General features: G+C 74.6%; 26 protein-coding genes and 9 pseudogenes. 23 read left to right on the plus strand and 12 right to left on the minus strand.

Annotation, left to right across the window (positions count from 1 at the left end):
- The first annotated feature begins 91 nt into the window (after positions 1 to 91).
- From DA06_RS18680 to DA06_RS18705, 6 genes and pseudogenes are all read left to right on the plus strand, one after another.
- Positions 92 to 1,714, plus strand: a complete 1,623-nt coding sequence (locus tag DA06_RS18680; RefSeq protein ID WP_418605713.1) for a 3'-5' exonuclease — start codon at positions 92 to 94, stop codon at positions 1,712 to 1,714.
- Entirely contained in the window at positions 1,711 to 2,298 is a 588-nt protein-coding gene (locus DA06_RS18685; RefSeq protein WP_418605714.1) for a PD-(D/E)XK nuclease family protein, read from the plus strand. Before DA06_RS18680 ends, DA06_RS18685 begins: the two co-directional genes overlap by 4 nt.
- A pseudogene (locus DA06_RS18690) lies at positions 2,295 to 2,672 on the plus strand (exodeoxyribonuclease V subunit alpha); the annotation flags it as partial. The gene DA06_RS18685 and the pseudogene DA06_RS18690, both read left to right, overlap by 4 nt.
- Before the next feature lie 38 nt (positions 2,673 to 2,710).
- Positions 2,711 to 3,301: pseudogene (locus DA06_RS18695) on the plus strand (AAA family ATPase); the annotation flags it as partial.
- Positions 3,302 to 3,439: 138 nt separating this feature from the next.
- A complete protein-coding gene (locus DA06_RS18700; protein WP_418608088.1) occupies positions 3,440 to 4,300 on the plus strand; it encodes an ATP-binding domain-containing protein in 861 nt (286 codons plus the stop codon).
- 54 nt (positions 4,301 to 4,354) lie between these two features.
- A pseudogene (locus DA06_RS18705) lies at positions 4,355 to 7,754 on the plus strand (multifunctional oxoglutarate decarboxylase/oxoglutarate dehydrogenase thiamine pyrophosphate-binding subunit/dihydrolipoyllysine-residue succinyltransferase subunit); the annotation flags it as partial.
- Between the two features lie 73 nt (positions 7,755 to 7,827).
- Here DA06_RS18705 and DA06_RS18710 read toward each other — a convergent pair.
- A pseudogene (locus DA06_RS18710) lies at positions 7,828 to 8,412 on the minus strand (DUF998 domain-containing protein); the annotation flags it as partial.
- On the opposite strand from DA06_RS18710, the gene DA06_RS18715 reads away from it, so the two are divergent.
- On the plus strand, positions 8,348 to 9,100 hold the full coding sequence (locus tag DA06_RS18715; protein ID WP_418605715.1) for an adenylate/guanylate cyclase domain-containing protein: 753 nt from the start codon (positions 8,348 to 8,350) through the stop codon (positions 9,098 to 9,100). The pseudogene DA06_RS18710 and the gene DA06_RS18715 sit on opposite strands and share 65 nt — an antisense overlap.
- Before the next feature lie 134 nt (positions 9,101 to 9,234).
- Here DA06_RS18715 and DA06_RS18720 read toward each other — a convergent pair whose 3' ends face one another.
- Positions 9,235 to 9,402 (minus strand): RbsD/FucU domain-containing protein, encoded by a 168-nt coding sequence (locus tag DA06_RS18720; RefSeq protein ID WP_418605716.1) that lies wholly within the window; start codon positions 9,400 to 9,402, stop codon positions 9,235 to 9,237.
- Positions 9,403 to 9,428: 26 nt separating this feature from the next.
- Here DA06_RS18720 and DA06_RS18725 point away from each other — a divergent pair, with 26 nt between their 5' ends.
- A complete protein-coding gene (locus tag DA06_RS18725; RefSeq protein WP_052436963.1) occupies positions 9,429 to 10,145 on the plus strand; it encodes a vitamin K epoxide reductase family protein in 717 nt (238 codons plus the stop codon).
- 79 nt (positions 10,146 to 10,224) lie between these two features.
- On the opposite strand, the gene DA06_RS18730 is transcribed toward DA06_RS18725, so the two are convergent.
- Positions 10,225 to 10,674 (minus strand): HIT family protein, encoded by a 450-nt coding sequence (locus DA06_RS18730; protein WP_043502994.1) that lies wholly within the window; start codon positions 10,672 to 10,674, stop codon positions 10,225 to 10,227.
- A gap of 28 nt (positions 10,675 to 10,702) precedes the next feature.
- Positions 10,703 to 11,266, minus strand: a complete 564-nt coding sequence (gene larB / locus DA06_RS18735; protein WP_418605717.1) for a nickel pincer cofactor biosynthesis protein LarB — start codon at positions 11,264 to 11,266, stop codon at positions 10,703 to 10,705.
- Between the two features lie 210 nt (positions 11,267 to 11,476).
- Here larB and gmk point away from each other — a divergent pair, with 210 nt between their 5' ends.
- From gmk to DA06_RS18755, 4 genes and pseudogenes are all read left to right on the plus strand, one after another.
- A complete protein-coding gene (gene gmk, locus DA06_RS18740) occupies positions 11,477 to 12,073 on the plus strand; it encodes a guanylate kinase (protein WP_043503005.1) in 597 nt (198 codons plus the stop codon).
- Between the two features lie 83 nt (positions 12,074 to 12,156).
- Positions 12,157 to 12,420 (plus strand): DNA-directed RNA polymerase subunit omega, encoded by a 264-nt coding sequence (gene rpoZ, locus DA06_RS18745; protein WP_043503010.1) that lies wholly within the window; start codon positions 12,157 to 12,159, stop codon positions 12,418 to 12,420.
- A 103-nt stretch (positions 12,421 to 12,523) separates the two neighbouring features.
- A pseudogene (locus DA06_RS18750) lies at positions 12,524 to 13,045 on the plus strand (flavoprotein); the annotation flags it as partial.
- Positions 13,046 to 13,475: 430 nt separating this feature from the next.
- A complete protein-coding gene (locus DA06_RS18755) occupies positions 13,476 to 14,336 on the plus strand; it encodes an N-acetylmuramoyl-L-alanine amidase (RefSeq protein WP_418605719.1) in 861 nt (286 codons plus the stop codon).
- Between the two features lie 120 nt (positions 14,337 to 14,456).
- Here DA06_RS18755 and DA06_RS18760 read toward each other — a convergent pair whose 3' ends face one another.
- The 3 genes and pseudogenes from DA06_RS18760 to DA06_RS18770 all read right to left on the minus strand — a co-directional run.
- Positions 14,457 to 14,849, minus strand: a complete 393-nt coding sequence (locus DA06_RS18760; RefSeq protein ID WP_043503020.1) for a hypothetical protein — start codon at positions 14,847 to 14,849, stop codon at positions 14,457 to 14,459.
- 130 nt (positions 14,850 to 14,979) lie between these two features.
- Complete coding sequence (locus DA06_RS18765; RefSeq protein ID WP_418608344.1) at positions 14,980 to 15,402, minus strand: hypothetical protein; 423 nt, start codon at positions 15,400 to 15,402, stop codon at positions 14,980 to 14,982.
- A gap of 520 nt (positions 15,403 to 15,922) precedes the next feature.
- Positions 15,923 to 16,711, minus strand: a pseudogene (locus tag DA06_RS18770) (lysophospholipid acyltransferase family protein); the annotation flags it as partial.
- A 23-nt stretch (positions 16,712 to 16,734) separates the two neighbouring features.
- Between DA06_RS18770 and DA06_RS18775 the strand changes: the two are divergent.
- On the plus strand, positions 16,735 to 17,217 hold the full coding sequence (locus DA06_RS18775) for a hypothetical protein (protein WP_052436965.1): 483 nt from the start codon (positions 16,735 to 16,737) through the stop codon (positions 17,215 to 17,217).
- Between the two features lie 5 nt (positions 17,218 to 17,222).
- Here the strand turns inward: DA06_RS18775 and DA06_RS18780 are convergent.
- From DA06_RS18780 to rimP, 5 genes and pseudogenes are all read right to left on the minus strand, one after another.
- A pseudogene (locus DA06_RS18780) lies at positions 17,223 to 17,474 on the minus strand (ROK family protein); the annotation flags it as partial.
- A 197-nt stretch (positions 17,475 to 17,671) separates the two neighbouring features.
- Positions 17,672 to 17,782 (minus strand): annotated as a pseudogene (locus DA06_RS18785) (translation initiation factor IF-2 N-terminal domain-containing protein); the annotation flags it as partial.
- A gap of 36 nt (positions 17,783 to 17,818) precedes the next feature.
- On the minus strand, positions 17,819 to 18,199 hold the full coding sequence (locus DA06_RS18790) for a YlxR family protein (RefSeq protein ID WP_052436966.1): 381 nt from the start codon (positions 18,197 to 18,199) through the stop codon (positions 17,819 to 17,821).
- 29 nt (positions 18,200 to 18,228) lie between these two features.
- Positions 18,229 to 19,264: pseudogene (gene nusA / locus DA06_RS18795) on the minus strand (transcription termination factor NusA).
- 9 nt (positions 19,265 to 19,273) lie between these two features.
- Positions 19,274 to 19,759: a ribosome maturation factor RimP gene (rimP, locus tag DA06_RS18800; RefSeq protein WP_043503040.1), complete on the minus strand. Its 486-nt coding sequence runs from the start codon at positions 19,757 to 19,759 to the stop codon at positions 19,274 to 19,276.
- Between the two features lie 101 nt (positions 19,760 to 19,860).
- On the opposite strand from rimP, the gene DA06_RS18805 reads away from it, so the two are divergent.
- The 10 genes from DA06_RS18805 (at position 19,861) to DA06_RS18850 (ending at position 26,534) form a co-directional block, all read left to right on the plus strand.
- Positions 19,861 to 20,178, plus strand: coding sequence for a hypothetical protein (locus tag DA06_RS18805; RefSeq protein WP_418605721.1), 318 nt, complete (start codon positions 19,861 to 19,863; stop codon positions 20,176 to 20,178).
- Positions 20,179 to 20,188: 10 nt separating this feature from the next.
- A complete protein-coding gene (locus tag DA06_RS18810) occupies positions 20,189 to 20,842 on the plus strand; it encodes a gamma-glutamylcyclotransferase family protein (RefSeq protein ID WP_418605722.1) in 654 nt (217 codons plus the stop codon).
- A gap of 58 nt (positions 20,843 to 20,900) precedes the next feature.
- Positions 20,901 to 21,413 carry a hypothetical protein gene (locus DA06_RS18815; protein WP_418605724.1) on the plus strand — a complete coding sequence of 171 codons (513 nt, stop codon included), beginning with the start codon at positions 20,901 to 20,903 and terminating at the stop codon, positions 21,411 to 21,413.
- A gap of 3 nt (positions 21,414 to 21,416) precedes the next feature.
- On the plus strand, positions 21,417 to 22,262 hold the full coding sequence (locus DA06_RS18820; protein ID WP_052436968.1) for an HAD-IB family hydrolase: 846 nt from the start codon (positions 21,417 to 21,419) through the stop codon (positions 22,260 to 22,262).
- 69 nt (positions 22,263 to 22,331) lie between these two features.
- Positions 22,332 to 22,889, plus strand: a complete 558-nt coding sequence (locus DA06_RS18825) for a carbamoyltransferase C-terminal domain-containing protein (RefSeq protein WP_418608089.1) — start codon at positions 22,332 to 22,334, stop codon at positions 22,887 to 22,889.
- Positions 22,890 to 23,102: 213 nt separating this feature from the next.
- Positions 23,103 to 23,732: a glycosyltransferase family 2 protein gene (locus DA06_RS18830; protein WP_418605725.1), complete on the plus strand. Its 630-nt coding sequence runs from the start codon at positions 23,103 to 23,105 to the stop codon at positions 23,730 to 23,732.
- A 92-nt stretch (positions 23,733 to 23,824) separates the two neighbouring features.
- On the plus strand, positions 23,825 to 24,028 hold the full coding sequence (locus DA06_RS18835) for a hypothetical protein (RefSeq protein ID WP_418605726.1): 204 nt from the start codon (positions 23,825 to 23,827) through the stop codon (positions 24,026 to 24,028).
- Positions 24,029 to 24,330: 302 nt separating this feature from the next.
- Positions 24,331 to 24,798 carry a hypothetical protein gene (locus DA06_RS18840; protein ID WP_052436969.1) on the plus strand — a complete coding sequence of 156 codons (468 nt, stop codon included), beginning with the start codon at positions 24,331 to 24,333 and terminating at the stop codon, positions 24,796 to 24,798.
- Positions 24,799 to 26,178, plus strand: coding sequence for a hypothetical protein (locus DA06_RS18845; protein WP_418605727.1), 1,380 nt, complete (start codon positions 24,799 to 24,801; stop codon positions 26,176 to 26,178).
- Positions 26,151 to 26,534 carry a cytochrome P450 gene (locus DA06_RS18850; RefSeq protein ID WP_418605729.1) on the plus strand — a complete coding sequence of 128 codons (384 nt, stop codon included), beginning with the start codon at positions 26,151 to 26,153 and terminating at the stop codon, positions 26,532 to 26,534. Before DA06_RS18845 ends, DA06_RS18850 begins: the two co-directional genes overlap by 28 nt.
- Positions 26,535 to 26,608 lie beyond the last annotated feature (74 nt).

The following is a 26,608-nucleotide window of genomic DNA, read 5'->3' on the forward strand; positions in this document are numbered from 1 at the left end:
CGGGGTGCGGCCCTGGGCGACGAGGCCATCGTCGTGCGCCCGGTCGACGCCTCCCACACCGGCGGCCGTCGGCTCGACGGCGGCGCGCCCCGTGCGCCTGCGGCAGGTCACGCGCGAGCCGTTCCGGCTCAGGGGCACCAAGAACCCGCGCGTCGGGGAGGTCCGCCAGCTCGTCGCCGACGACGTCGCCGCCGACATCGTTGCCCAGCTCACCGCCACCCGGACCCACGACGGCGGTACCTGGCGGCCCCTGCATCCGGGCGACGTCGCCGTGCTCGCCCGCCGCAACGCCGACGCCGAGGCGGTCCGGGACTCCCTGGCCGCCGCGGGCGTCCCCGCCGTCGTCTCCGGCCTGTTCAGCGTCTTCGGCACCGACGCGGCCAGGCACTGGCTCACCCTCCTCACCGCGCTGGAGCAGCCCGGCCACGCCGGCCGGACGGCCGCGCTGGCGCTGACCCCGTTCGTCGGCTGGGACGCCGCCCGGCTCGGCACCGCCACGGACGCCGAGCGCGAGGACCTCTCGGACACCGTGCGCGGCTGGTCCAGGCTCCTCGCCGAGCGCGGGGTCGCCGCCCTGCTCGAGTCCGTCGCCACCGAGGGTGTCGCCGAGCGGCTCATGACCACGACCACCGGCGAGCGGGTGCTCACCGACGTCCGGCACGTCGGCGAGGCGCTCCATCTCGCCGCCGTCGAGGACAACCTCGGTGTCGCCGCGCTGACCGACTGGCTGCGCAGCCGTATCGCCGAGGCCGACAAGGACTACGCCGAGGAGCGCAGCCGCCGCCTGGAGACGGACGCCGACGCCGTCCAGGTCGTCACCGTCCACTCCAGCAAGGGGCTGGAGTTCCCCGTGGTCTACGTGCCCTTCGGGTGGGACCGGTTCGAGTCGCGGAACCCGCCCATCCTGCGCTACCACGACGACGCCGGCACCCGCCTGCTCCACGTCGGCGGCACCGAGGACCCTGGGTACGGCGACGCCCGCGACCGCCACCTCGCCGAGGAGCGGGGGGAGGACCTGCGCCTGCTCTACGTGGCGCTGACCCGGGCGGCCACCCAGGTGGTCGTCCACTGGGCTCCGTCGTCGAACTCCCCGGCCGGGCCGCTGACCCGCCTGCTGCTCGGCGACCACGCGCCCGGCGAGGAACCGCCCGAGCGGGTCTCGCCCGGCGCGGACGACAAGATCACCGCCGCCCTGTCCGCCGTCGCCGGAAGGGCCGGCGGCACCATCGCCCTCGAGCCCGTCACCGGGCGTCCGCGCCCGGTGGCCTGGGAGCCGCCCGCACGGGAACGACCGGAGCTGTCCGTCGCGCAGCTCGGCCGGACGCTCGACCACACGTGGCGGCGCACGTCCTACACCGGTCTCACCGCCGCCGCGCACGCCGAGCCGGTGGGCAGCGAGCCGGAGACCACCGGCGTCGAGGACGAGACGGACGTCGTCGTCGCGCGGGTCGGGCCCGCCGACGCCGCGGGGCTCGTGCCGTCGCCGATGGCGGACCTGCCGGGCGGCACCTCGTTCGGCACCGTGGTCCACGAGGTCCTCGAGCAGGTGGACACCGCCGCGCCCGACCTGGCCGCCGAGCTGCGCAGCCGCTGCCGCGAGGCCGGCACCGCCCGCGTGCCCGGCCTGGACCCGGACGCCCTCGCGGTGGCGCTCGAGCGCGTCACGGCCACCCCGCTCGGTCCGCTCGCCGACGCGCCACGCTCGCCGACGTGACGCCGGCCGACCGGCTCGCCGAGCTCGAGTTCGAGCTCCCGCTCGCCGGCGGCGACACCCCGTCCCGTGCCTCGGCCACCCTGGTCGACGTCGCGGCCCTCCTGCGCCGGCACCTGCCGGCCGACGACATGTTCGCGCCCTACGCCGACCAGCTCGCCGCCCTCGGGCCCGAGCGGCTGCACGGCTACCTCACCGGCAGCATCGACGCGGTCCTGCGCCGCGGCAGCGGCGCCGACGCGCGGTACCTCGTCGTCGACTACAAGACCAACCGACTCGCCCCGCCGGACGAGGCCCTCACGCTCTGGCACTACCGGCCGGAGGCGCTGGCCGAGGCGATGATGCGCTCGCACTACCCGCTCCAGCTCCTCCTCTACCTCGCCGCCCTCCACCGGTTCCTGCGCTGGCGCCACCGCGGGTACGACCCCGAGCGGCAGCTCGGCGGCGGGCTCTATCTCTTCGTCCGCGGCATGGCCGGCCCGGACACGCCCGTGGCGGACGGCACGCCCCACGGCGTCATGTCCTGGCGCCCGCCCGCCGCGCTCGTCGTCGAGCTCTCCGCCCTGCTCGAGGGGAGACGGTCATGACGCGCGTACCCACGTCGTTCGTCCCGGCAGCCGGCGGAGCCGCCGACGGTTCCACCACCACCGCCGGCGACGCCCGCGTCGCCCTCGACGCCCCGCCGCTGCTCGCCCGGTTCAACACCGCCGGCGTGGTCAGCGCCGGGGATGTCCAGATCGCCAAGAGGCTCGGTGCGCTCGCCGGGGAGCGCGACGAGCGCGTGCTCCTCGCCGTCGCGCTCGCGACCCGCGCGGTGCGGGCCGGATCGGTGTGCATCTTCCTCGACGACGTAGAGTCCTTCGCCGCCGACGCCGACGACGAGCAGGCCGTCGCTGTCGACGACCTGCCCTGGCCCGAGCTGGGTGGGTGGCGGTCCTCCGTGGAGGCGAGCCCGCTCGTGTCGGTCGGCGTCGCGGGTCCGGCGGACCGGCCCGTGCGGTGGGTCGACGGACGCCTCTACCTCGACCGGTACTGGCGCGACGAGATGGTCGTGCGCCGGCACGTCGACGCCCGGCTCGCCGACCCGGTCGGCGGGATCGACGCCGCGCGGCTGAGCGGGTCGCTCGCCCGGCTCTTCCCGCCCTCGGCCGACGCGCGCCAGCGGCTGGCCGCCGCGGCCGCCGTCGCCGGCAGGATCACCGTCCTGACCGGCGCCGGGCACCGGGCAAGACGACGACGGTCGCGCGGGATGCTCTCCGTCCTCCAGGACGTTGCCGGGCCGCTGCGCATCGCGCTGGCCGCCCCCCACCGGCAAGGCGGCGGCCCGGCTGCAGGAGGCCGTGCACGAGGTCGTCGCCGGGCTCGGGCCGGAGGACCGCGCGCGGGTGGGGACGGCTGGGCGCCTCGACGATCCACCGTCTCCTCGGCTGGCGGCCGGGCAGCTCGACGCGGTTTCGCCACGGTGCCGGGCAGCACCTGCCCTACGACGTCGTCGTGGTCGACGAGACCTCCATGGTGTCCCTGCCGCTCATGGCCCGGCTGCTCGAGGCGCTGCGTCCGGACGCCCGGCTCGTCCTCGTCGGCGACCCCGACCAGCTCGCGTCCGTCGAGGCGGGCGCGGTCCTCGGCGACCTCGTCGCCCGCGCACCAGCCGCGCGGGCCCCCGCCGCCCGGACGGTGACACCCGAGCCCCCGGACACGGAGCCTCGAGCACCTGACGGCGGTCCTGTGGCCGCCGAGATGCCGCCCGCGCTGGCCCCGTACCTCCCGGGCGACCTCCGGTCGGCCGAACGGGACCAGCTCCGCAACGGCGTCGTCCGGCTCGCCACCGTCTACCGCCAGGACGAGGGCAGCGCGATCCTCCCGCTCGCCGCCGCGATCCGGGCCGGGAACGCGAAGGCCGCCCTCGCCCAGCTGCGGGCCGGTGCGCCCTCGGTGCAGTTCGTCGAGGTCGCCGGTGAGCGGGTCACCGAGGCGGAGATCGCGGACGTGCGCGCGGACGCCGAGGAGGCGGGTACGCGGCTCGTCGACGCGGCTCGTCGCGGTGACGCCTTCGCGGCGCTGGAGGCGCTCGGGGCGCACCGGCTCATGCTCGCCCACCGGCGCGGCCCGGCCGGCGTGGCGCACTGGGCGGCGCTGGTCGAGGACTGGGTGACGGAGGCCGCCGGCCCGGACGGCGCCGCGGACGCCCCGTGGCATCCCGGCCGGCCGCTGCTGGTCACGGCGAACGACCGTGAGACGGGTCTGTACAACGGGGACACCGGGGTCGTCGTCGCCGACGGTGCCGGCGGTGTCGTCGCCGTCTTCGGCGACCCGGCCAGGCCCGTCCGCGTGCGCCCGCACCGGCTCCGGGCCGTGGAGACGGTCCACGCGATGACCGTGCACCGCGGCCAGGGCAGCCAGTTCGTCAAGGTCTCGATCGTGCTGCCGCCGGCCACCTCGCCGCTGCTGACCCGCGAGCTGCTCTACACCGCCGTCACCCGGGCGAGCGGGTCCGTGCGGGTCGTCGGCACCGAGGAAGCGGTCCGGAAGGCCGTGACGACCCCGGTGCGCCGGGCCAGCGGGCTGCGCGAGCCGCTCCGGGAGTGAGCGGCGCACCGCCGGCGCCGCGCTGACCAGGACCGGTGCCGCGCCGGCGGCGAGGAGGCGCCGGCGGAGGCGCAGGACGAGACCGTCAAGCTCCGCGGCGTCGCGGCGCGCACCGTGACGAACATGGAGGCCAGCCTCGAGGTGCCGGTCGCCACGTCCGTCCGGGCCGTCCCGGCCAAGGTGATGGTCGACAACCGCATCGTCATCAACAGCCACCTCTCGCGCAGCCGCGGCGGCAAGATCTCCTTCACGCACCTCATCGGCTTCGCCATGGTCGAGGCGCTGTCGGACATGCCCGACATGAACTACTCGTACACCCAGACCGACGACGGCAAGCCGGGCGTCTTCCAGCCCGCCAACGTCAACTTCGGCCTGGCCATCGACCTGCCCAGGCCGGACGGCACCCGCAGCCTGGTGGTGCCTTCGGTGAAGAAGGCGGACGAGATGGACTTCGCCCAGTTCTGGGCGGCCTACGAGGACCTCGTCCGCAAGGCGCGCAACAACAAGCTCACGCTCGAGGACTACGCCGGCACGACGATCACGCTGACCAACCCCGGCGGCATCGGCACCGTCCACTCGATCCCGCGGCTGATGAAGGGCCAGGGCACGATCGTCGGCGTCGGGGCGATGGACTACCCGGCCGAGTTCGCCGGCTCGTCCGCGGAGACCCTGGCGCGCCTCGGCGTCTCCAAGGTCCTGACGCTGACCTCCACGTACGACCACCGCATCATCCAGGGCGCGGCCTCCGGCGAGTTCCTCAGGATCATCCACAACAAGCTCCTCGGCAACGACGGCTTCTACGACCGGGTCTTCTCCGCCCTGCGCGTGCCGTACGAGCCCGTGCGGTGGAAGAACGACGTCGAGTACGACCCCGAGCACGAGATGGGCAAGCCGGCGCGCATCGCCGAGCTGATCCACGCGTACCGCTCGCGCGGCCACCTCATGGCGGACACCGACCCGCTCGCCTACCGCCAGCGCCGGCACCCCCGACCTGGACATCACCAACTACGGCCTCACCCTGTGGGACCTCGAGCGCACCTTCCCCACCGGCGGCTTCGGCAAGGCCGCACGGATGACGCTGCGCGACATCCTCGGCCGCCTGCGCGACTCCTACTGCCGCACCATCGGCGTCGAGTACATGCACATCGCCGACCGCGCCCAGCGCACCTGGTTCCAGGAGCGGCTGGAGACCCCGTACGCCAAGCCCACCCGCGAGCAGCAGCTGCGGATCCTGCGCAAGCTCAACGAGGCCGAGGCGTTCGAGACCTTCCTGCAGACCAAGTACGTCGGGCAGAAGCGCTTCTCCCTCGAGGGCGGGGAGTCCCTCATCCCGCTGCTGGACACCGTCCTGACGGGCGCCGCCGCGGACGGTCTCGACGAGGTGGGCATCGCCATGGCCCACCGCGGCCGCCTCAACGTCCTGGCCAACATCGCCGGGAAGTCCTACGGGCAGATCTTCTCCGAGTTCGAGGGCAACCAGGACGAGCGCACCGTCCAGGGCTCGGGCGACGTGAAGTACCACCTCGGCACCGTCGGGGAGTACACCGCCCCGGACGGCGAGACCACCAAGGTCTACCTCGCCGCGAACCCGTCCCACCTGGAGGCGGCCGACGGCGTCCTCGAGGGTGTCGTCCGCGCCAAGCAGGACCGCATCGACCTGGGCGAGCAGGGCTTCTCCGTCCTCCCGGTGCTCATCCACGGCGACGCGGCCTTCGCCGGCCAGGGCGTGGTGACGGAGACGCTGAACCTCTCCCAGCTGCGCGGCTACCGCACCGGCGGCACCGTCCACGTCATCGTCAACAACCAGATCGGCTTCACCACCGGCCCGTCCAGCTCGCGCTCGTCCTACTACGCGACGGACATCGCCAAGGGGCTGCAGATCCCGGTGTTCCACGTCAACGGCGACGACCCCGAGGCTGTCGCCCGGGTGGCGGAGCTGGCGTTCGAGTACCGCCAGCGCTTCCACAAGGACGTCATCGTCGACATGGTCTGCTACCGCCGGCGCGGTCACAACGAGGGCGACGACCCCTCGATGACCCAGCCGGTGATGTACTCCCTGATCGAGAACAAGCGCTCGGTGCGCAAGCTCTACACCGAGTCGCTCATCGGCCGCGGGGACATCACGGAGGAGCAGGCCGAGGTGGCCCTGAAGGACTTCCAGCGCGAGCTGGAGCGGGCCTTCACCGAGACCCGCGAGGGCGGCTGGACGCCGCCGGTCGAGGCGGAGCAGATCGCCGGCCTCGAGCTGCCCGAGTCCCAGCGCGAGGACGCCGGCACCATGGTCGGCTGGCAGACCGCCGTGGCCCCCGAGGTGCTCGAGCGCGTCGGCCAGGCGCACGTGCGCCCGCCGGAGGGCTTCGACGTCCACCCCAAGCTCAAGCAGCTCCTCGAGCGGCGCGAGAAGATGGCCGGCGAGGGCGGCATCGACTGGGGCTTCGGCGAGATCCTCGCCTTCGGCTCCCTCCTCATGGAGGGCACCCCGGTGCGGCTCGCCGGGCAGGACTCCCGGCGCGGCACGTTCGTGCAGCGTCACGCGGTGATGCACGACCACCGCACGGGCGCCGAGTGGACCCCGCTGATGTACCTCACGCCCGACCAGGCGAAGTTCTGGGTGTACGACTCCTCGCTGAGCGAGTACGCCGCCATGGCGTTCGAGTACGGGTACTCCGTGGAGCGCCCGGACGCCCTGGTGCTCTGGGAGGCCCAGTTCGGCGACTTCGCCAACGGGGCCCAGACCGTCATCGACGAGTTCATCTCCTCCTCCGAGCAGAAGTGGGGCCAGTCCTCCTCGCTCGTGCTGCTGCTGCCGCACGGGTACGAGGGGCAGGGGCCGGACCACTCCTCCGCCCGGATCGAGCGCTTCCTGCAGATGTGCGCCGAGGACAACATGGTCGTGGTCCAGCCCTCGACGCCGGCGAACCACTTCCACATGCTGCGCCGCCAGGCTTACGCCCGGCCGCGCAGGCCGCTGATCGTCTTCTCCCCGAAGCAGCTGCTGCGCCTGAAGGCGGCCGCCTCGTCCGTGGAGGACTTCACCTCGGGCACCTTCCGCCCGGTGATCGGCGAGGTCGAGTCCCGGGTGCGGGAGGGCGCGGACCAGGTGGACCGCGTGCTGCTGTGCTCGGGCCGCGTGTACTACGACCTGGCGGCCCAGCGGATCAGGAACGACGACTCGCGCACCGCGATCGTCCGCCTCGAGCAGCTGTACCCGCTCGAGCTGGAGCAGATCAGGGCCGAGCTCGACGTGTTCGCGGGCGCCGAGCTCGTCTGGGTGCAGGACGAGCCGCAGAACCAGGGTCCGTGGACGTTCGTCTCCGACCACCTCGGTGACGCCCTGGGCGGCCGCGAGCTGCGCGTCGTCTCCCGCCCGGCGGCGGCCTCGCCGTCGACCGGCTCCGGCAGGCGTCACAAGGAGGAGAACGCGGACCTGATGGCCCGCGCCTTCGCGCGCTGACCGGTGCCGCGCACCGCGTGACCGACCCCGCGAGGGGCCGGCCGGACCGCTGTCCGGCCGGCCCCGCGACGGCGAGGGGGACCGCCGTGGGCGGGCCGCCCCCGGCGGCACGGGGCAGCCGCCGGACTCCGGCGGCGAACGCGATCACCAGCAGGCCCGTCCCGACGAACGCCGTCACCTGGACCCAGCCGAGCCCGCCGTGACTGAGCAGGCTGATCCCGTGCCGGCGGAGGTCGAACCCGTCCCGCCAGGCGACCTGGGCCGCCGTCGTCACCACGAAGCAGGGCCCGGCGACGACGCCGCAGCGCAGGAGCGTCCGGGTCCTCCCCGCTTCACCGTCTCCCGTGGGCAGCCGCACCGATCCCCTTCGTCCGGGCTGTTCCGTCCATCCTCGCAGAAGGGCGCACAGCTGCGACCGAAAACTGCCGCCGTTCCACGTTCCGCCGGGGCGGACGGCCACTACCGTTCCACCGTGGCAGGCGTCGTCCGTCGGGTCGTCAGCGTGGTCTTCGCGGACCTCGTGGGCTTCACCGCGCTGTCCGAGCGGCTCGACCCCGAGGACGTCGCACGGATCCAGGACGAGTTCTTCGCCCGTGCGGCCGCGACTCTCGCCGAGCACGGCGGGGGTCGTCGAGAAGTACATCGGCGACGCCGTCATGGCCACGTTCGGGGTCGCCGTCGCCTCGGACGACGACGCCGTCCGCGCGGTCCGGGCCGCGACCGAGCTGCGCTTCGCCGCGCGCCAGACCGAGGCGCCGCTGGGCCTGCTCGCCGGAACGCTCGACCTGCGGGTGGGCGTCAACACGGGCGAGGTGGTCGTCTCGCGCGTCGGCGACGGCTGGCGGGTCACCGGCGACGTCGTCAACACCGCCGCCCGCCTCCAGGCGGCGGCCGCCCCCGGGCGAGGTGCTCCTCGGGCCCGAGACGGCCTTCGGCGTCGCCCACGTCTTCGCGCTGGAGCCGGCCGGCGAGGTGACGCTGCGCGGCAAGGCGCACGCGGTGGCCGTCTGGCGGCCGGTCGGGCGGCACGCCGTCGCCCGCCGTGGCCTGGCCGCGCTCGGCCTGCGCGCGCCGACGCTCGGCCGCGAGCCCGTCCTCGACGACCTCCTCGGCCGCCTCGGCCCGTGCACGGAGACGGGGGGTTCCGGCGCTCGGATGTTGCGGACGTCTCGATGCCGTGCCGCTGGGAGGTGACGAACCCGTGGCCCCTCCCGGGGTCGACGTCGAAGGCGCGGCGCACGGACCAGCCCTCGTTCCCGAGGCGGCCGCCAGGACGGACTCGAAGGCCTCCTGGGTCGCCCACCCGGCGACGTTGGCGGGCTCGCGCAGGTCTCCGCTGGTGGTGAGGTAGACGACCTTCTCCTCAGCCTGGGGCAGGTCGACGGGGCGGGGAAGGCGTACGTGGCGGTCACGGGGTCTCCTTCGTCGGGGCTTCGGGCTTTCGTTCGGTCGTGACGGTCGGCGCGGGCGGCGTGTCTCCTCAGCTCCCGGGCCCGCGTACGCCGAGGGTGAGCAGGAGGTTGGCGTACAGGCGCTGGTCCCCGGTGGCGACGACGAGGGCGAGGTCCGGCCCGCGGCAGGCGTCGTAGAACTCGCGGCGGCCGAGCTCGCGCCACCCGGTCCGGCCGCCCAGGCCGCATACTGGCACCTGTCACCGGACAGAGGAGGGCGCGCGTGGGCACCAGCAGCTCGTCATCGCACGTCGACGGCGCGCACGCGCCGAGGGACGTCGACGACCTGAACGACGACGAGCTCGAGGCCGAGCTCGCCGCCCTCGACCGCGCCCGGCCCAGCGACCACCAGCGCGCCGGCGGGGCGCCGCGGGAGCTCGGCTGGATCCTCGTCGTCGGCGGGCTGCTCGGACTGTGGTCCGCGGTGGAGCTGGTGCTCTCCGAGCTGAAGGTGGCGGCGGACCCGGACGCCGCCCTGGCGTGCGACTTCAACCCGCTCATCGGCTGCGGCAGCTTCATCACCACGTGGCAGGCCCACGCGCTCGGGATCCCCAACGCGGTGGTGGGCACCGTCGCGTTCGCCGCCTGCCTCACGGTGGGCGTGATGTTCCTCGCCGGATCTCGGCCCGCGCGCTGGTTCTGGGTCGCGCTCACGGCCGGTGCCGCCGGCGCGATCGCGGCGATCTTCTGGTTCCAGTACCAGGCCTTCTTCAGCATCCGGATGCTGTGCCCGTACTGCCTCGTGGTCTGGGTGGTGACCATCCCGATCTTCGTCAACGTGCTGGCGCGCAGCGCGCAGGCCGGGCACGTCCGCCTTCCCGACGGCCTCCGCCGCGTGCTCGTGCAGGACCGCTGGCTGATCGTCGCCGTCTGGTACGTGCTCGTCGTCGCCGCGGCCGCCGTGATCTTCTGGGACCAGTGGCTGCTGGTCCTCGCCTGACCGGCCCCGGGCCGACGGCCCGCGGCGGGACGAGGGCGGCCTGGGCCGGACGGGGCGACCCAGGCCGGGGGACGGCGACCTAGGCGAGCGCGGGGGAGTCGAGCGACACCGGGACGCGTCCGGCGTGCCCCGCCTCCCGGAGCGCCCCGCGCACCCGCTCGGCCGCGGCGTCGAGCTCCTCACCCGGCACGTCGTGCCTGGCGTTGTCGAAACGCAGCGACTGCTCGTCCCAGGCCGGCAGCACGTGGACGTGCAAGTGCTCCACCTCGAACCCGGCCACCAGGACGGCCGCGCGCGGCGACCCGAACGCCGCCTGCTGCGCACGTCCCACCTGCTTGGCCACCACGGCAAGGTGCGCCAGCAGCTCGTCGTCGGCGTCCGTGTACTGGTCGACCTCCTCGCGCGGCACCACGAGCATGTGCCCGTCGGTGATCGGCGCGATGGTGGAGAAGACGACGCAGCGGTCGTCCGCCCACACGAACCGTCCGGGGATCCGGCCGTCGATGATCTGGGTGAACACGGTGCTCATGGGCACATCCTGGCAGGTGCCGCCGGGATCAGTCCCGGCGCGGCGCGGCGATCTGCGCCGCGAGGTGGCCGCCGCCGTAGCCGTTGTCGATGTTCACCACGCCCACTCCGGGCGCGCAGGCGTTGAGCATCGTCAGTAGCGGCGCGAGTCCCTCGAACGCGGCGCCGTAGCCCACGGAGGTGGGCACCGCCACCACCGGAGCGGAGACGAGGCCCGCCACCACGCCGGGCAGCGCGCCGTCCATGCCGGCGACGACGACCACCGCCGCGGCGGAGCGCAGCAGGCCGGCCCGGGCGAGGATCCGGTGCAGCCCCGCCACGCCGACGTCGACCACGAGCTCGGTGCGACGGCCGAGGTACCGGGCGGTGTGCGCCGCCTCCCGGGCCACCGGCAGGTCGGAGGTGCCCGCGCAGGCGACGACGACGAGCCCGCCGGCGGGCCGGGGAGGAGCCGGCGGCCACGCCAGCAGCCGGGCCTCGGGGTCGTGGAACGCGTCCGGGAGCACCTGGAGGACCGCGGCCGCCCGCTCGGAGTCCGCACGGGTGAAGAGGGTGCGCGGGACCCCCTCGGCCCTGCCGGCCCCCCGGTCCACGACGCCTCCTGGACCCGACGCTCGGCCACTGCCGGCCCCACGGTCCTCAGCGCCTCCAGGACCCCCGCTCTCCGCCGCTCCCCGGCCTTCACGGTCTCCGACGCCCCAGACCCGGTCCTCCGCCGCTCCCGGCACGCCGGTCCTGGACGTCCTTCTGTCCCTGTTCGGGCCCCACTCGGACCCCGCCCACGAACCTGGCAGGATGGCGGGATGACCGACGCCGTCCCTCCGCTCGAGACGTCCCACGCACGCCTGACCGTCCTGTCCGGACCGACGGCCGTGGGCAAGGGGACGATCATGGCGGAGATGCGGCGCCGTGCCCCCGACGTCTGGATCTCTGTCTCGGCGACCACGCGGGCCGCGCGCCCCGGCGAGGTCGACGGCGTCCACTACTTCTTCCTCAGCCCCGAGCGTTTCGACGAGCTCGTCAGCACCGGTCAGATGCTGGAGTGGGCCGTCGTCCACGGACGCAACCGCTACGGCACCCCGCGCGGCCCGGTCGAGCGTGAGCTCGCCGCCGGCCGGCCGGTGTTCCTCGAGCTCGACCTGCAGGGCGCCCGGCAGGTCCGCGAGGCGATGCCCGACGCCCAGTTCGTCTTCCTCGCGCCACCGTCGTGGGACGAGCTCGTGCGTCGCCTCACCGGACGCGGCACGGAAGGTCCGGAGGAGCGTGACCGCCGCCTCGCCACGGCCCGCGAGGAGCTCGCCGCCGTCGACGAGTTCGACCACGTCGTGGTCAACGACAGCGTGGGACGCGCCACGGACGAGCTGCTCACCCTCATGGGCGTGCCCGAACGGGTAGAGTAGACCGCTGTATGTGTGCGGGTCGTCCGTCGCGCCGTCCCGGCCACCCACGAACCCGCTGAATTCCGAGCCCGGAGAAGGTACCCATGTACGGAACCGTCGCCGCCCCCGAGGGCATCACCGACCCGCCGATCGACGAGCTGCTCGACAAGGTCGACTCCAAGTACGCGCTGGTCATCTACGCCGCCAAGCGTGCGCGTCAGATCAACACCTACAACGCGCAGCTGCAGGAGGGTCTGCTCGAGTTCGTCGGCCCCCTCGTCCCGGCCGCGCAGGAGGACAAGCCGCTCTCCATCGCCATGCGCGAGGTCAACGAGGGCATGCTGACCCTCACCCGCATCGAGGAGTGAGCACCCGCCTCGTCCCCGACGCCACCTGCGTCGGGGACAGGGCAGAATCTCCCGCATGAGCAGCACACAGGAACGCGCCGCCACGACCTCGTCGGGCGGCGCGTTGCGCATCGTCCTCGGCGTCACCGGAGGCATCGCCGGGTACAAGGCCGCCCTCGTCCTCCGGCTGCTCAAGGAGGCCGGTCACCGCGTCCGCGTGGTCCCCACGGAGGCGGCGCTGGAGATGGTCGGCCGCCCGACGTGGGAGGCCCTGTCCGGCGAGCCCGTACGTACCACCGTGTTCGACGACGCCGAGCACGTCGACCACGTCGCCCTCGGCCGCGGCGCGGACCTCGTCATCGTCGCCCCCGCGACGGCGAACCTCCTCGCCAAGGCGGCAACCGGCCTCGCCGACGACCTGCTCACGGCGACCCTGCTCACGGTGACCTGCCCGGTGCTGATCGCGCCCGCCATGCACACGGAGATGTGGCTGCACCCCGCGACCCAGGCGAACGTCGCCACCCTCCGCGCACGCGGGGTGCACGTCCTGGACCCGGACTCCGGCCGCCTCACCGGCGCCGACAGCGGTCCCGGCCGCCTGCCGGAGCCCGCCGCGATCGTCGCGGCCGCCCTCGCCCTCCTCGACGACCGGGAGGTCGTCGTCCGAGTCGTCGGCCGCGTCGGGGCGCGCGGCGACGAAGAGCAGGTCGCCTGCGGGGGTGAACCGCGCCTGCGACTCGCCCTTCGCCCCGCGCGTCAGGCGCCGGGCGGGCCGTCGCCCGGCCGGGTCGATCTCCCACAGGGCGGTGACGTAGCGGGTGCCGTCGTCGTCGAGGGTGCTGACCCCCGTGACGAGGCGCGCGCGTCCGGCGAGAGGGTGAGCGACGCCAGCCGCGGCAGCGCGACGTACTCGTCGAGGTCGTGGAAGGGCGTGCGGGTCGCCGTTGTGGTCTCTGTCACCCGTACATCCCATCACGGACGTACGGTGTCCGGTGGTAGCACCGGGCGGAGTTGTGCGGAAGGGCCGCGAGGACCCTCGGCCGCGCGTGGAGCGAACGGGTGTCAGGATGGGCGGCGTGCCAGACGCCAATCACCCGCGGTCCGCCCGTTGGGTGCTGCGTGCCGTCGGCGCTCTGCTGCTCCTCGTGGTGCTCGCCGCGGGGCTGCTCGTGGGCTCCCGGCCCCTGCCCGGCGGCACCTCTCCGACGGCGGATCCCGCGGGACCCGCCCCCTCGCCGTCGTCCTCCCCGGCTCCGAGCCCCACCCCGACGGCGCCGCTGGCGGGAGTGAGCGTGGTCCTGGACCCCGGCCACAACGGCGGGAACGCGGCGGCTCCGGCGGAGGTCAACGCCGCCGTCGCCGACGGGCGCGGAGGGACCAAGGCGTGCAACACGGTGGGCACGTCCACGCTCAGCGGCTACACCGAGCACGCGTTCACGTGGGACGTCGCCCGCCGCACCCAGGAGGTGCTCGAGGCGGACGGGGCCGGGGTGACGCTCACGCGCCAGGACGACAAGAGCGTCGGGCCCTGCGTGGACGTGCGCGGCAGCACGGTCGGCGACGTCGACGCCGACGTGCTCGTGTCCATCCACGCGAACGGCTCGGAGAACCCGCGTGCGCGGGGCTACTTCGCCATCGTCTCGGACCCGCCGTTGAACGACGCGCAGGGAGAGCCGTCGCGCGAGCTCGCCGCCCGCCTGCTCGCCGCGCTCGGCGACGCGGGTTTCGCGCCGTCGGGGTCCTACGCGGGGGCACTGAGCGAGCGGGCCGACCTCGGCACCCTGAACTGGGCCGAGCGTCCCGCCGTCCTGCTCGAGCTCGCGGAGATGCGCAACGCCGAGGACGCCGCCCTCGCGGAGAGCGAGGACGGGCGGCAGCGCTACGCCGAGGCGATCGCGGCCGGCCTGCGGGCGTGGGCGGCGGCACGGGACTCCTGACGGCTCGACGGCCGACTGACGGTGCAGGTGCCGGGCCCGCCGGGCGGACGCGGCGGCAGGCGACCGGCAGGGCAGCCCGCAGGTCAGAACGTCTGGAACCCTGCACGTGCGACCCGCAGGTCAGAACGTCTGGAACCCTGCACGTGCGACGGAGAAGCCGCGGCCGGACAGCGTGCTCCAGCACGTCATGCCGCTCTCCTCGCTGGTGCAGGCGAAGAAGCCCGACGTCGCCGACTGGCCGTAGTCGAGGACCGAGCCGGCACCGCCCACGGGCTGGGAGCAGTCGGGCGCGGCGTTGCCGTCGCGGGACACCACGATCGTCGTCGGACCGGGGCAGTTCTCCGGCTGGGCGAAGTCGTGGTCGCCGATCGTGCACCGGACCGAGTCCCCGAGCTCGCAGGCGATGTTCTGCGACGGCGAGGCGAAGCTGGACAGCTCCTGCGCGCCGGGAGGGGCGGCCCGGACGAGCTCGACCCAGCCGGTGCCGGCGTCGGTCACCGTGGTGCGCAGCACCTCGGGCGCCGCGTCGTCGCCGGTGATGGCCGAGGCGACGGAGACGGCGTAGACGCCGTCGCACGACTGCTGCAGCTCCTGCAGCGTCGAGACGACGAGCTCGCCGGAGGCGGGGTCCGTCCAGGCCCCGTCAGGCGCGGCAGCCTGCGTGTACGTGGTGAAGGCCCCGGCGTCGGCGGCCGGGTCGGAGCAGGAGGAGGCCGCCGGCAGGCCGGCCAGCGCTGCCCTGGCCGCCTCGGCGTCCTCGCGCGGGGGCGGCGGGGGAACCGGTGCTCTGTGGCTGCGCCGATGTGCTGCCCGGTCGCGGCGGCTCCTCGTCCTCGCCGCCGGAGAGCTGGACGAGGACGATCAGCACCAGGATGAGCGCCACGGCCGCGAGGATCGCGAGCGGCAGCCACGAGGGCCGTTGCCGCCGCTCGCCACCCGATGATGCCGAGGTGGCACGACCGTGCGCCGGAGGTGGCGGATGGTGGCCGCGGCGGGCGTCCGCCTGGTCCGGTCCGCCCCGCCCGGTGCTGCGCGCAGAGGTCCGTGCTGGGGACTTGGGCTCCACCGGTGTGCCGGGCTGCACCGCGCCCCGGGCCGCACCGGGGTTCCGCGCGTCGGGGTCCAGGTGGGCACGACAGGCGGCATCGCGGTGGTGGGGGCGTCGGACGGCCCGGCGGCGGTGGGTGCTCCCGTCCGCTGCCGCGGCTCGAACGTCGGCGGTGCCTCGGTTGCCTCGTCTGCCTCGACTGCCGCGGCCGCCCCGCCGGGTGCGGCCTGCTCGTCGGGTTCGGCGTATATGGCTGTGGCGTTCGGGTCGACGGGCCCACGGTCCTCGGCGACAGGCTCAGGCCGCCGTGCCGTCCGCTCGGCCAGGGGAACCCGTGGCACGAATACGGTGGGCGACGCGTCGATCTCGGGCCCCTCGCGCAGCGGCTCGTCGCTGGGCCGACCGCCCGTGGCCGTCTCGTCGGGCACCGCCGCACGGGGGGCCCGGACGGGGGGCTGAACCGGCTCGGTGGCGTCGGGACGAACACGCGCCATCGGCTGCGTGGCGTCCAGCGGTTGGGCGTCGGCGAGCCGGCTCGCGTCGGGCCCTCGTCCTCCGGCGTCGGGGTGGGCACCTGGGTGACGGGGACGGGCCGGCCGCCAGGCGCGCCCGCGCCGACCGGGACCTCCGTGCTCGCGGCCTCCTTCCCGGCCGCGGCCAGCCGGTTCTTCACGGTCGCCGCGTAGACGTCGACGTACTCCTGCCCGGACAGCCTCATGAGCTCGTACATGATCTCGTCGGTGATGGAGCGGAGCACGAACCGGTCGTTCTCCAGCCCGCGGTAGCGCGAGAAGTCCAGCGGCCGGCCGACGACCACGCCGATCCGGTGCATCTTCGGGATGCGTCTGCCGATGGGCTGGGCGATGTTCGTCCCGATCATGGCTACCGGCACCACCGGCGCGCCCGACTCGAGCGCCAGCCGGGCCACCCCTGTCTTGCCGCGGTACAGGCGCCCGTCGGGGCTGCGGGTTCCCTCCGGGTAGATCCCGAAGAGCCCGCCCTCGCGCAGCCGTCGCAGTCCGGTCTGGAGAGCGGCCTCGGAGGCCTTGCCGCCGGCCCGGTCCACCGGGATCGTGCCCACGCCGCGCATGAAGGCGGCGACGAACCGTCCCTTGAGCCCCTTGCCCGTGAAGTAGTCCTGCTTGCCCAGGAACACGACCTCGCGCGAGATCATCAGCGGCAGGAAGAACGAGTCGATGACCGCGAGGTGGTTCGAGGCGAGGATCACCGGTCCGGTGCCGGGAACGTTCTCCGCACCGCGGATCCACGGCTGGTAGAAGACCCGCAGGATCGTCCCGAGGGTCGCCTTCATCAGCCGGTAGAACACGGACTCACTCTAGAGTGCATGCCATGGCCGGACCCACTCGTGACGGCGGCACCGACAGCGACGAGCCGCTCGACGACGCCACCGTCGCCGAGCGCTGGGCCGAGCTGACCAGGGACCTCGGCGAGCTCCACGTCCCCACCGACGACGAGCTTCGCGCCACCCCCGCCGAGCCCGAGCCCCCGCGCCGCGTGCCCGCTCCCGGACCCAGGGACTACGAGCCCGGGCCCGGGACGGACGACGACGAGGACCCCTCCTCGGGCGTCGACGGGTTCGTCCCGCCGGACCCCGACCCCTTCTCCCACTCCGACCCCGCCCTCGCACTGGGCTGGGTCGCGACGGTCGGTTCGCTCCTGGTCGGCCTGATCCTCCTCGTGGTCAACGAGTCGCTGCCGACCTGGGTGCTGCTCACCCTGGCGGCCACGCTGCTCGGCGGCATCGGCCTGCTCCTGTGGCGGATGCCCGCCGGCCCCGACGACCGGGGACCGGGGGACGGTGCCGTCGTCTGAGCGGCTCAGTGCCGAGCGAGGTCCGCCGCGCCGACGATGCCCGCCTCGTTCCCCAGCTCGGCGGGCACGATCCGCAGCTCGCCGCGGAAGCCCCGGGCGGTGAGGTTGCGCAGGAAGGAGTCGCGGGCCGGGGCGAGCAGCAGGTCGCCGGCGTCGACGACGCCGCCGCCCACGACGGCCAGCTCCGGGTCGACGATCGCGGCGAGGTCGGAGATCCCCGCCCCGAGCCACGTGCCGAGGGAGGCGAGCAGCTCGACGGCGAGCGGGTCGAGCCTGCGGGGGTCTGGTCGGCCGGCTCCGCCGTCGGGGCGGGAGCCGCCTTCGGGGCGGGCCTGCGGGGGGCAGGGGTGGCCCCGGACTTCTTCTGGGTGGTGCCCTCCGCCGGGACGGCGGGGAACGCCTCGCGCAGCCGACGGATGACGGGAGCCTCGATGGTCGACGACGCCGACTTCACGAACTCTCCCTGCTCGCGCAACTTCGCGAGCACCGTCTTGCTGTCGACGCCGAGCTCCTTGGCAAGCTCGTGGACGCGGACCTTTGCCACAACTCTCCTGTCTCGGCCCATCCCGGGACAGGGAGGACCGTGTTTAGTGCTGGCAGCTCATCGCTGGGTACTCATCGGGTGCCCATCGGCTTCCAACCCGCTTTCTTCGTCGATGACTCGCTGATCGTCGGGCGCATCTGACGCCCGCCGACTGACGTGCTGGTCGAACCACGCCACCACCGCGTCGGTGCCGGCCGCCCCCGCTGCTCGCAGGGCCCGGCCGATCGCTCGGCGCCGCAGGGCGAGGTCCAGGCACTCCCGGCTCGGGTGGAGCCAGGCGCCCCGTCCGGGTGCGCCGCGTTCCGGGTCGACCTCCACGCGAGACGTGGCGTCGTCCAGGACCAGGCGGACCAGGGCGGACCTCGGGGCACGGCCTCGGCAGCCGACGCAGGTCCTCACCGGCCCTGCGGGCGTAGGTGTCTTGCTGGGTCGACTCATGGGTTCCGGGCGCGTGCCCAACGGACACTCTACCCCTGCGCGCCGCCGGCGTGCTTGCCCGGCTCCGCGGCGGAACTTGTGACGTCGGACGCCTCGACGTCCTCGGTGTCGGAGTGGATGTCGATGCGCCAGCCGGTCAGCCGGGCGGCCAGCCGGGCGTTCTGCCCCTCCTTGCCGATCGCGAGGGACAGCTGGAAGTCGGGCACGACGACGCGGGCCGCGCGTGCGTCGGCGTCGACGACCTCCACGCTGGTGACCTTCGACGGCGACAGCGCGTTGGCGACGAAAGTGGCGGGGTCGTCGGAGTAGTCGACGATGTCGATCTTCTCGCCGTCCAGCTCCGCCATGACGGCGCGCACGCGCTGCCCCATCGGGCCGATGCAGGCGCCCTTGGGGTTGAGGCCGGGCACCGTGGCGCGGACGGCCATCTTCGTGCGGTGGCCCGCCTCGCGCGCGAGGGCGACGATCTCCACGCTGCCGTCCGCGACCTCGGGCACCTCGAGCGCGAAGAGCTTCTTGACGAGGTTGGGGTGGGTCCGCGAGAGCGTGACCGACGGGCCCTTGGCACCGCGCGAGACCTCGAGGACGTAGGCGCGCAGCCGGTCGCCGTGCACGTAGGTCTCCGTGGGCACCTGCTCGTGCTGGGGCAGGACGGCCTCGAGGTCTCCGATGTCGACGAGCACCACGCGGGGGTCACGACCCTGCTGGACGATGCCGGAGATGATCTCCCCCCGCCTTGTCGCGGTAGTTCCCCATGACCTGCTCGTCCTCGGCGTCGCGCAGGCGCTGGACGATGACGGAGCGCGCGGTGGCGGTGGCGATGCGGCCGAAGCCTGACGGCGTGTCGTCGAACTCGCCGATCTCGTTGCCGTCATCGTCGACCTCGGTGGCCCAGACGGTGACCCGGCCGGTGCGCTGGTCGAGCTCGACGCGGGCCTTCGCGACGGCCCCGGGGGTCCGGTGGTAGGCCAGGAGGAGAGCCTCCTCGATCGCCCGGACGAGCACGTCCAGGCGGATGCCGCGCTCGCTCTCGATCAGCCGGAGGGCGGTCATGTCGATGTCCATCGGTACTCCTCAGGCCTGGTCGGGACGGTTGAGCTCGAGCTCGACACGCGCGTCAGTGAGCTCGGCGTAGGGGAGCTCCTGACGGCGGCCGTCGACGTCGAGCACCGCGGCGACGTCGTCGGCCTCGACCAGCCGCCCGGTGACGGCCCTGCCGTCGCTGGTGCGGGCACGGACGAGGCGGCCGACGGCGCGGCGGAAGTGCCTCGGCTCGCGCAGCGGGCGGTCGGCTCCCGGGGTGGAGACCTCCAGGGTGTAGGCGCCCTCGACCAGGTCGACGTCGTCGAGCACGGACGAGATCCCTCGCGAGACCTCGGAGAGCCGGTCGGAGTCCACGCCGCCGGGGCCGTCCGGCAGGTCGAGGACCACGCGCACCACCTTGCGGCGCCCGGCCGCGGCCACGCTGACCTCCTCGAGGTACAGGCCGGCGGCGTCGACGACGGGTCCGAGCGCGCCGCGCAGGCGGTCGGGGAGGTCGTCTCGGCGGGCGGGGCTCATCGCGGTGTCACTCCTGGTCCGGGGGGGGATGCGGTCAGGGGTCGACTCTACTCAACCCGGTGGCGCGTCCGCGCGCGGCGGCCGTGGGAGGATCGGGTCCGATGCCGTCCTCCCCGCCCGTGCGCCGTCCGGGTCGCCTCTCCCCCCGCCACGCCGTGGCCCGCGCGTTGATCGCGGGCGCTCTCCTCGTCGGTCTGGCCGCCGGAGCTCCGGCCACCGCCAAGGGAGGCGAGATCGGTGGTTCCGGCCAGCTCTACCTCTTCTCCGACGACCTCGGCACGGTGGCGAGCCGCCAGCTGGTCTACGGCACGGTGCTCGACCGAGTGGTGGCGGGTGACTGGGACGGGGACGGCAGGGACACCCTGGCGGTGCGCCGGGGCAGGCACGTACTTCTTCAAGAACGACCTGTCGGGCGGTGAGGCCGACCGGGTGGTGGGGTACGGGCACCCCGCGGACGTGGTGCTCGTGGGCGACTGGGACGGCGACGGCAGAGACACCCTGGCGGTGCGCCGGAGCAGCACGTACTACGTCAAGAACGGCCTGCGCGGCGGTGAGGCCGACCGGGTCGTCACGTACGGCCAGACCTCCGACGCCGCCCTCGCCGGCGACTGGGACGGCGACGGCGCGGACACGCTGGGTCTTCGTCGCCCCCCGGCGTCCGCGAGTCCCTCGACGCAGCCTCCCGTGTTCGCGTACGGCACCCTCCGCACCGGTCAGAGCGGCCACGGCGTCGTCGGCCGCACCACCAAGGAGCTGCCGGGCCGGGCACCGGGGCTCGACCTCTACCTCATCAGCGGGTACAGCTTCCCCTGGGCCGTGGCGAACGCCGCGAGCACCGACGGTATCGCGGGCGAGCTGTTCTGGTTCCCGTCCAGCACCTACGCGAGCGACATCGCCAGGCTGGACCGCTACGAGCGCTACGACCCGTCGCAGCCCGCGAGCGCACAGCTCTACACGCGGGAACGCCGTGCGACGTCCCATCCCGGCGTCAGCGCCTGGGTGTACGTGGCGACGCCGCGCTGGGCCGGCATCGCCCGCGACCGCGGCACACGGATCCCGTCGGGGGACTACCTCCGATGGTGACCGACGGCGAGGGCGCGCCGGAGCGCCGAAGGAACGGGACCGCCGAGGAGGAGGCGCCGTGCGCACCAGGATGATCGCCCCGGCTCTCTCGGGCGGGCTCGCCGTCGGGCTGGGGGCCTTGTTGTCCACGGCCGGCCCGGCGGCGGACGTTCGCGGCCGTCACGAGCACGTCGAGCAGCGGGGCCTCGTCCCCGGGCAGGACCACGGCGGCCGGCAGGGGACGTCCGCCGCCACGGTGCGTCCGGGGTCGACCCGCACCGCCAGCCCGCCCGGCACCGAGCCGTCGAGGACCACCGGCGCGTCGGGCAGCACCCGGTCGGTCGGCACCACGGTCAGCCCCACCCCCGGCCAGGTCGGCCAGGCGCCCGACCCGCTCGGCGAGGGCGGCGTCGTCGCTGCGCAGGGCGACGGCGGTCTCGGTCGTCGTCATAGATCCTCCTCAGGTTCGGCCCCGAGCATCTCGCCGGCGAAGGAGGTGCCGCCGGGCGGGTGTGGACGGGCCAGGACCGGCGGGCGGGTGTGGACAGGACCCGTGGCCCGAGACGGACCGGTGCGGCGGATGGGAGAGTGAGCCATGCAGACCGCCGGGCGTCCCGCGCGCGCCGCCGCCTTCTTCGACCTGGACAAGACGGTCCTGGCCAGGTCGTCCTCACTGGCGCTGGGCCGCCCGCTGCTGGCCGCCGGCCTGCTCACCCGGGCGGACGTCGCTCGCTCGGCCTCGGCACAGCTGGGCTACGCCCTTCTCGCCGCCGACCACCGGCGCAGCGAGCGCGTGCGCGAGCAGCTCTCCCGCGTCGTCGACGGCTGGGAGGTCGCGCGCCTGCAGGAGGTGGTCGAGCGGGCGGTCGAGCGGTTCGTGCGGCCGTACGTCTATCTCGAGGCGATCGAGCTGATCACCCGCCACCACGCCGAGGGCAGCGACGTCGTCATCGTCTCCGCCTCCAGCGAGGACCTGGTCGCGCCGATCGCCCGCCTGGTGGGCGCCGACCACGTGGTGGCGTCACGGATGGCTGTGCTGGACGGCCGCTACACGGGGCAGATCGACTACTACGCGTACGGCCCGGCCAAGGCCGCGGCCGTTCGCGAGCTCGCTGCCGACCGCGGCTACGACCTCGCGCGGTGCTGGGCCTACTCCGACTCGGTGACCGACGTCCCGATGCTGGCGACGGTCGGGCACCCGGTCGCCGTCAACCCCGACCGCGCCCTGCTCCGGCTCGCCCGCACGCGTGGCTGGGAGGTGCGACGTTTCGCCCGGCCCGTGCCGCTGCTGCCGAGGCGCGGGGCATCGCTCGGGCTGCTGGGCCTGTGCGCGGGTGCCGCGCTGGCCGGCTGGTGGCTGCTGCGACGCGGCGCCCTCAGGCGTCGGAACGGCCGGCACGCACCGCCGTCGCCACCCGGACGCCCTCCTCGGCGCCGGTGACCACGCACTCCGCCTGGTAGCGGAGCGTTCACCACGCCGGAGGACCTCGCGGGCGAGGTCGCCGACGTCCTGGCGCGCAACGGCGTCGTGGCCTGGTTCGACGGGCGCAGCGAGTTCGGCCCGCGGGCGCTGGGCCAGCGCTCGCTGATCGCCAACCCCGGCGTCGCGGCCAACCTCGAGCGCCTCAACGACGTCAAGGGGCGCGAGCAGTTCCGGCCCGTCGCCCCCATGGTGCTCGCCGACCGCGCCGCCGAGATCTTCTCCGGCGGCCCCCTCCCGAGCCCCTACATGCTCTTCGTCCACGAGGTCGCGCCCGAGTGGCGCGACCGGATCCCCACCGTCGTCCACGTGGACGGCACCGCCCGCATCCAGACCGTGGACCCGGCCACCCAGCCGCGCCTCGGCGCCACGATCGAGGCCTTCGAGCGCCGCACGGGGCTGCCCGTCGTGGTCAACACCTCGCTCAACACGGCCGGGCGGCCCATGGTCGACGACCCCCGCGACGCGCTGGAGCTGTTCGGCTCCGCCCCGGTGGACCTCCTCGTGATGGGACCGCACCTCGTGCGCCGGGGGGCGATGTTCGCGGGTGCGGACGTCTCGTCCACCGAGCTCGAGGCGGTCCGGTGAGCGCGACTCTCTCCTACGCCGTCGTCGTCCCCACGATCGGGCGGCCCTCCCTGAGGGTGCTGCTCGACTCGCTCGCCGCCCAGGCGGACGATCCCGACCACGCCGCCCCGGCCGAGATCGTCCTCGTCGACGACCGGCCGCTCGACCTCGCTCCCCCGCGCCGCGGTCCCGCCGCCCCTGGAGCTGCCCGAGCTCCCCTGGCCGGTGCGGGTCGTGCGCAGCGGCGGACGCGGCCCGGCGGCCGCGCGCAACGCCGGCTGGCGCACCACCACCGCCGAGTGGGTGGCGTTCCTCGACGACGACGTCCTGCTGCCGGCCGACTGGTCGTGCCGCCTCGCCGCGGACCTCGCCGCCACGGACGACGACGGAGCGAACCCCCGTCGGAGGGAACCAGGGCCACATCCTCGTCCCGCTGCCGGCTCACCGGCGCCCGACCGACTGGGAGCGCAACACCGCCGGCCTCACCACGGCGCTGTGGGCGACCGCCGACATGGCCTACCGGCGGGAGGCGCTCGCCGCGGTGCACGGCTTCGACGAGCGCTTCCCGCGCGCCTACCGCGAGGACGCCGACCTCGCGCTCCGCGTACGGCGCGCGGGGTGGCGGCTCGTCCGCGGCCGGCGGACCATCGTCCCGAGCTCCTCGGGCTCGTGCTCATGGCCGACGCCCCCGGCCGGCTCCCCCGCGCCTGCGCGACCTCGCCCAGCTCGTGGGCGGTGGCGTGCCGCGGGTGTGGACCGTGCCCGTGGGTCGAGGCGTGGCGCTCCGGCGACGACGCCGTCCCTCACGCCGTCGGCGTGCTGCGCCGCGACCTCGCCACCCTCCTGCCGGACCGGGAGGCCTGACGTGCTCGGTTCCGCCGCCGGTGCGCTGACCACCGCCACGCTCGTCCTCGCCAACGTGCCCGACCCGGGCCAGGGCGAGGCGCCCCCCCGGCATGGAGGGCTTCGTCCAGCTGCTCTCGTGGACCAAGTGGGTCGCCCTCGGCATCTGCGTGCTCGGTCTCATGGTCGCGGGCGCCCTCATGGCCGTCACGCCCGGCGCGGCGAGGGCGGGGAGCACCTCGGCCGCATCGGCATGGCGCTCGCGGGGGGTGGTCGTCATCTCGGGCGCCTACTTCGTCGTCGGCGCGCTGGCGTAGGGAGCGGACGTGCCGGGGGACGAAGGGCGTAGCGCGTGGACGCGCCCAGCGTTCGTCGTCTCCGCCGTGCTGCTCGTGGCCCTGCTGATCCTCGTCGTCTGGCTGCTCGTGCGTGGTGAGGACGCCCCCGCCGGCCCGGACGCGCCCGCGCCGGGCGAGACCTCGGCCGCGCCGTCGGAGAGCCCCCGGCCGACCGCGTCGCCCCAACGCGGGCCGCCTCCGCCGAGCCGTCCGTCTGCGGGCTCACCGCGGAGGCCGACTCAGGCACCCTCACCAGGGCCCCGTCGGCGGAGTGGGAGCTGGTGGGCACGGTGGCGGCGCCGTCGGTCGAGGGCATGGGGCCCGGCGAGGACGACGACGGACTGCGCACCTGCTACGCCCGCACGCCCACCGGAGCGGTGCTGGCCGCCGCGAACGTGGCCGCGATGGGGTCCTCCCCCGAGCTGGTCGGGCGGATGACCGAGGAGATGACCGCCGAGGGCCCGGGCCGGGACGCGGCGCTCGACCACCTCGAGGCCGACGGCGCCCCCGAGATCCCCGGCGGGGTGCGGTACCAGATCCGCGGATTCCGGCTCCTGGACTACACCGGCACCGAGGCGTCGGTGGACGTCGCGCTCGGCGTCGACGGAGGCCTCACGGGCAGCTTCGTGCTGGACCTGCGGTGGGAGGACGGCGACTGGAAGGTCGTCCTGACCGACGACGGCGGACTCGGCAGCCTGCCCGCGCCCGTGCCGGACCTGACCGGCTACACCCTGTGGTCGGGGGCGTAGATGTCGACCGCCGACCCCACGACGCCCGCCCCGCCCGGCGGCTGCGACCCGCTCGACGTCACCTGCGCGACCTCAACCTGGACAGCCGACGACGGCAACGCGACGGCGCTCGACCAGCTCGCGGGCGCCGTCGCGGAGGCTCTCGACACCACCCTCTCCTCGCTGGGCACGATGTGGGAGAACGTCGCCACCCCCACGCTGACCGGCGACGGGGAGGGTGCGGTCGAGGCCGGCGCGGTGGCCCCCGGCTCGGTCGCCGCGGTCGAGACGGTCCTGGGCTGGGTGGTGTGGATCTCGCTGGGCGTCGCCGTCATGTCCCTGCTCGCGCTCGGCGCGTGGCTCGCGCTTGCCGGGCGGCGCGGCGACGGCGGCCGGCAGCTCGGGCGGATCGGCCTCGTGCTGGGCGGGGTGCTGCTGATCTCTGGCGCCTCCGCGGTGGTGGGGGCCCTGGTGCCGCCGGAGCGGTTCGCCGGCGGCTCCGGCGCCGTCGCCACGACGCAGAACGCCCTGTGGTGGTTCACCGCGGCGATGGCCGTCCTCTCCGTGATCGTGGCGGGCGCGAAGATGGCGTGGGAGCAGCGCGCCGCACCCGGGCGGGACCTGGTGCGCTCGCTGCTCACGCTCGTGGTGGTGGCCGGCGCGGGACTGACCGTGATCGGGCTCGCCGTCGTCGCGGCGGACGGGTTCGCGGCCTGGCTGCTCGGCCGGGTCACCGGCGGGCAGGACTTCGGCGCCCGGGTGCGCGAGATGGTGGTGCTCTCCGACTCCCTCGGCGTGCTGCTGGTGATCGTGCTGGGGCTGCTCGCCGTGGTCGTGGCGTTCGTCCAGATCATGCTGCTGGTGCTGCGCGGGGCGATGCTCGTCATCCTGGCCGGCATCTTCCCGCTGTCCGCGGCGTTCACGAACACCGCGGTGGGGCGCTCCTGGTTCTCGCGGGTGGTCGCGTGGATCGTCGCGTTCGTGCTGTACAAGCCGGCCGTGGCGATCGTCTACGCGACGGCGTTCCAGCTCACCGACACCGGCCTCGTCACCGACGACGGCACCGGCCTCGTCCCGCTGCTCGCCGGCATCATCCTCATGGCGCTGGCGCTGCTGGCCCTTCCGGCGCTGATCTCGGTGGCGGCGCCGCTGGTCGGCACAGTCACGCCCGGCGGCGCCCCGGCGGCCGCCGCCCTCCCCGGTCGGCCAGATCCCGCACTGGCTCTTCGCGTTCGACGCCGCGGCCATCGCCACCTACCGGGCGTTCGCGCTGCTCGCCGCGCACCCGGACGTCCTCGCCGGCGTCCGCACCGAGGACCCGGGAGCGCACCGGGGGGCTGCGGCCGCTGGCGCGGGCGAGCGTCCTGGAGTCGGTGCGCCTGTGGCCCACCACGATGGTGATCCTGCGCGACAGCGTCGAGGACACCAGCTGGTCCGGGCGCCACGCCGCGGCCGGGACCGGCTTCGCCGTCGCCTCGTCGTTCTTCCACCGCGACGAGGAGACCCTCCCGTGGGCGGACCGGTTCGAGCCGCAGATCTGGCTGGACGGGCGCGCCGAGGCCTCCCGCGCGCTCGTGCCCTTCAGCGCCGGGCCCGCCCGGTGCCCCGGCCGCACCCTCGTCCTGGACCTGACGAGCGAGCTGCTGGCCGCCGTCGTGCGGGGGCGCGGTCTCACGATCGCCGCACCTCGTCGGCTGGATGCCGGTGCCCCGTTGCCGCGCACCCTCGACCACGCCGGCCTCACGTTCCGCGGTTGACGGGCCGCGCGCACGGCCCGGAACGGACGTCACGGCGACGCAGGCTCCCGCCGGTCAGGTCGTCCTCGGGTGAG

Origin of the sequence: Georgenia sp. SUBG003 (assembly GCF_000715355.2) — a bacterium.
Lineage (GTDB): Bacteria > Actinomycetota > Actinomycetes > Actinomycetales > Actinomycetaceae > Georgenia.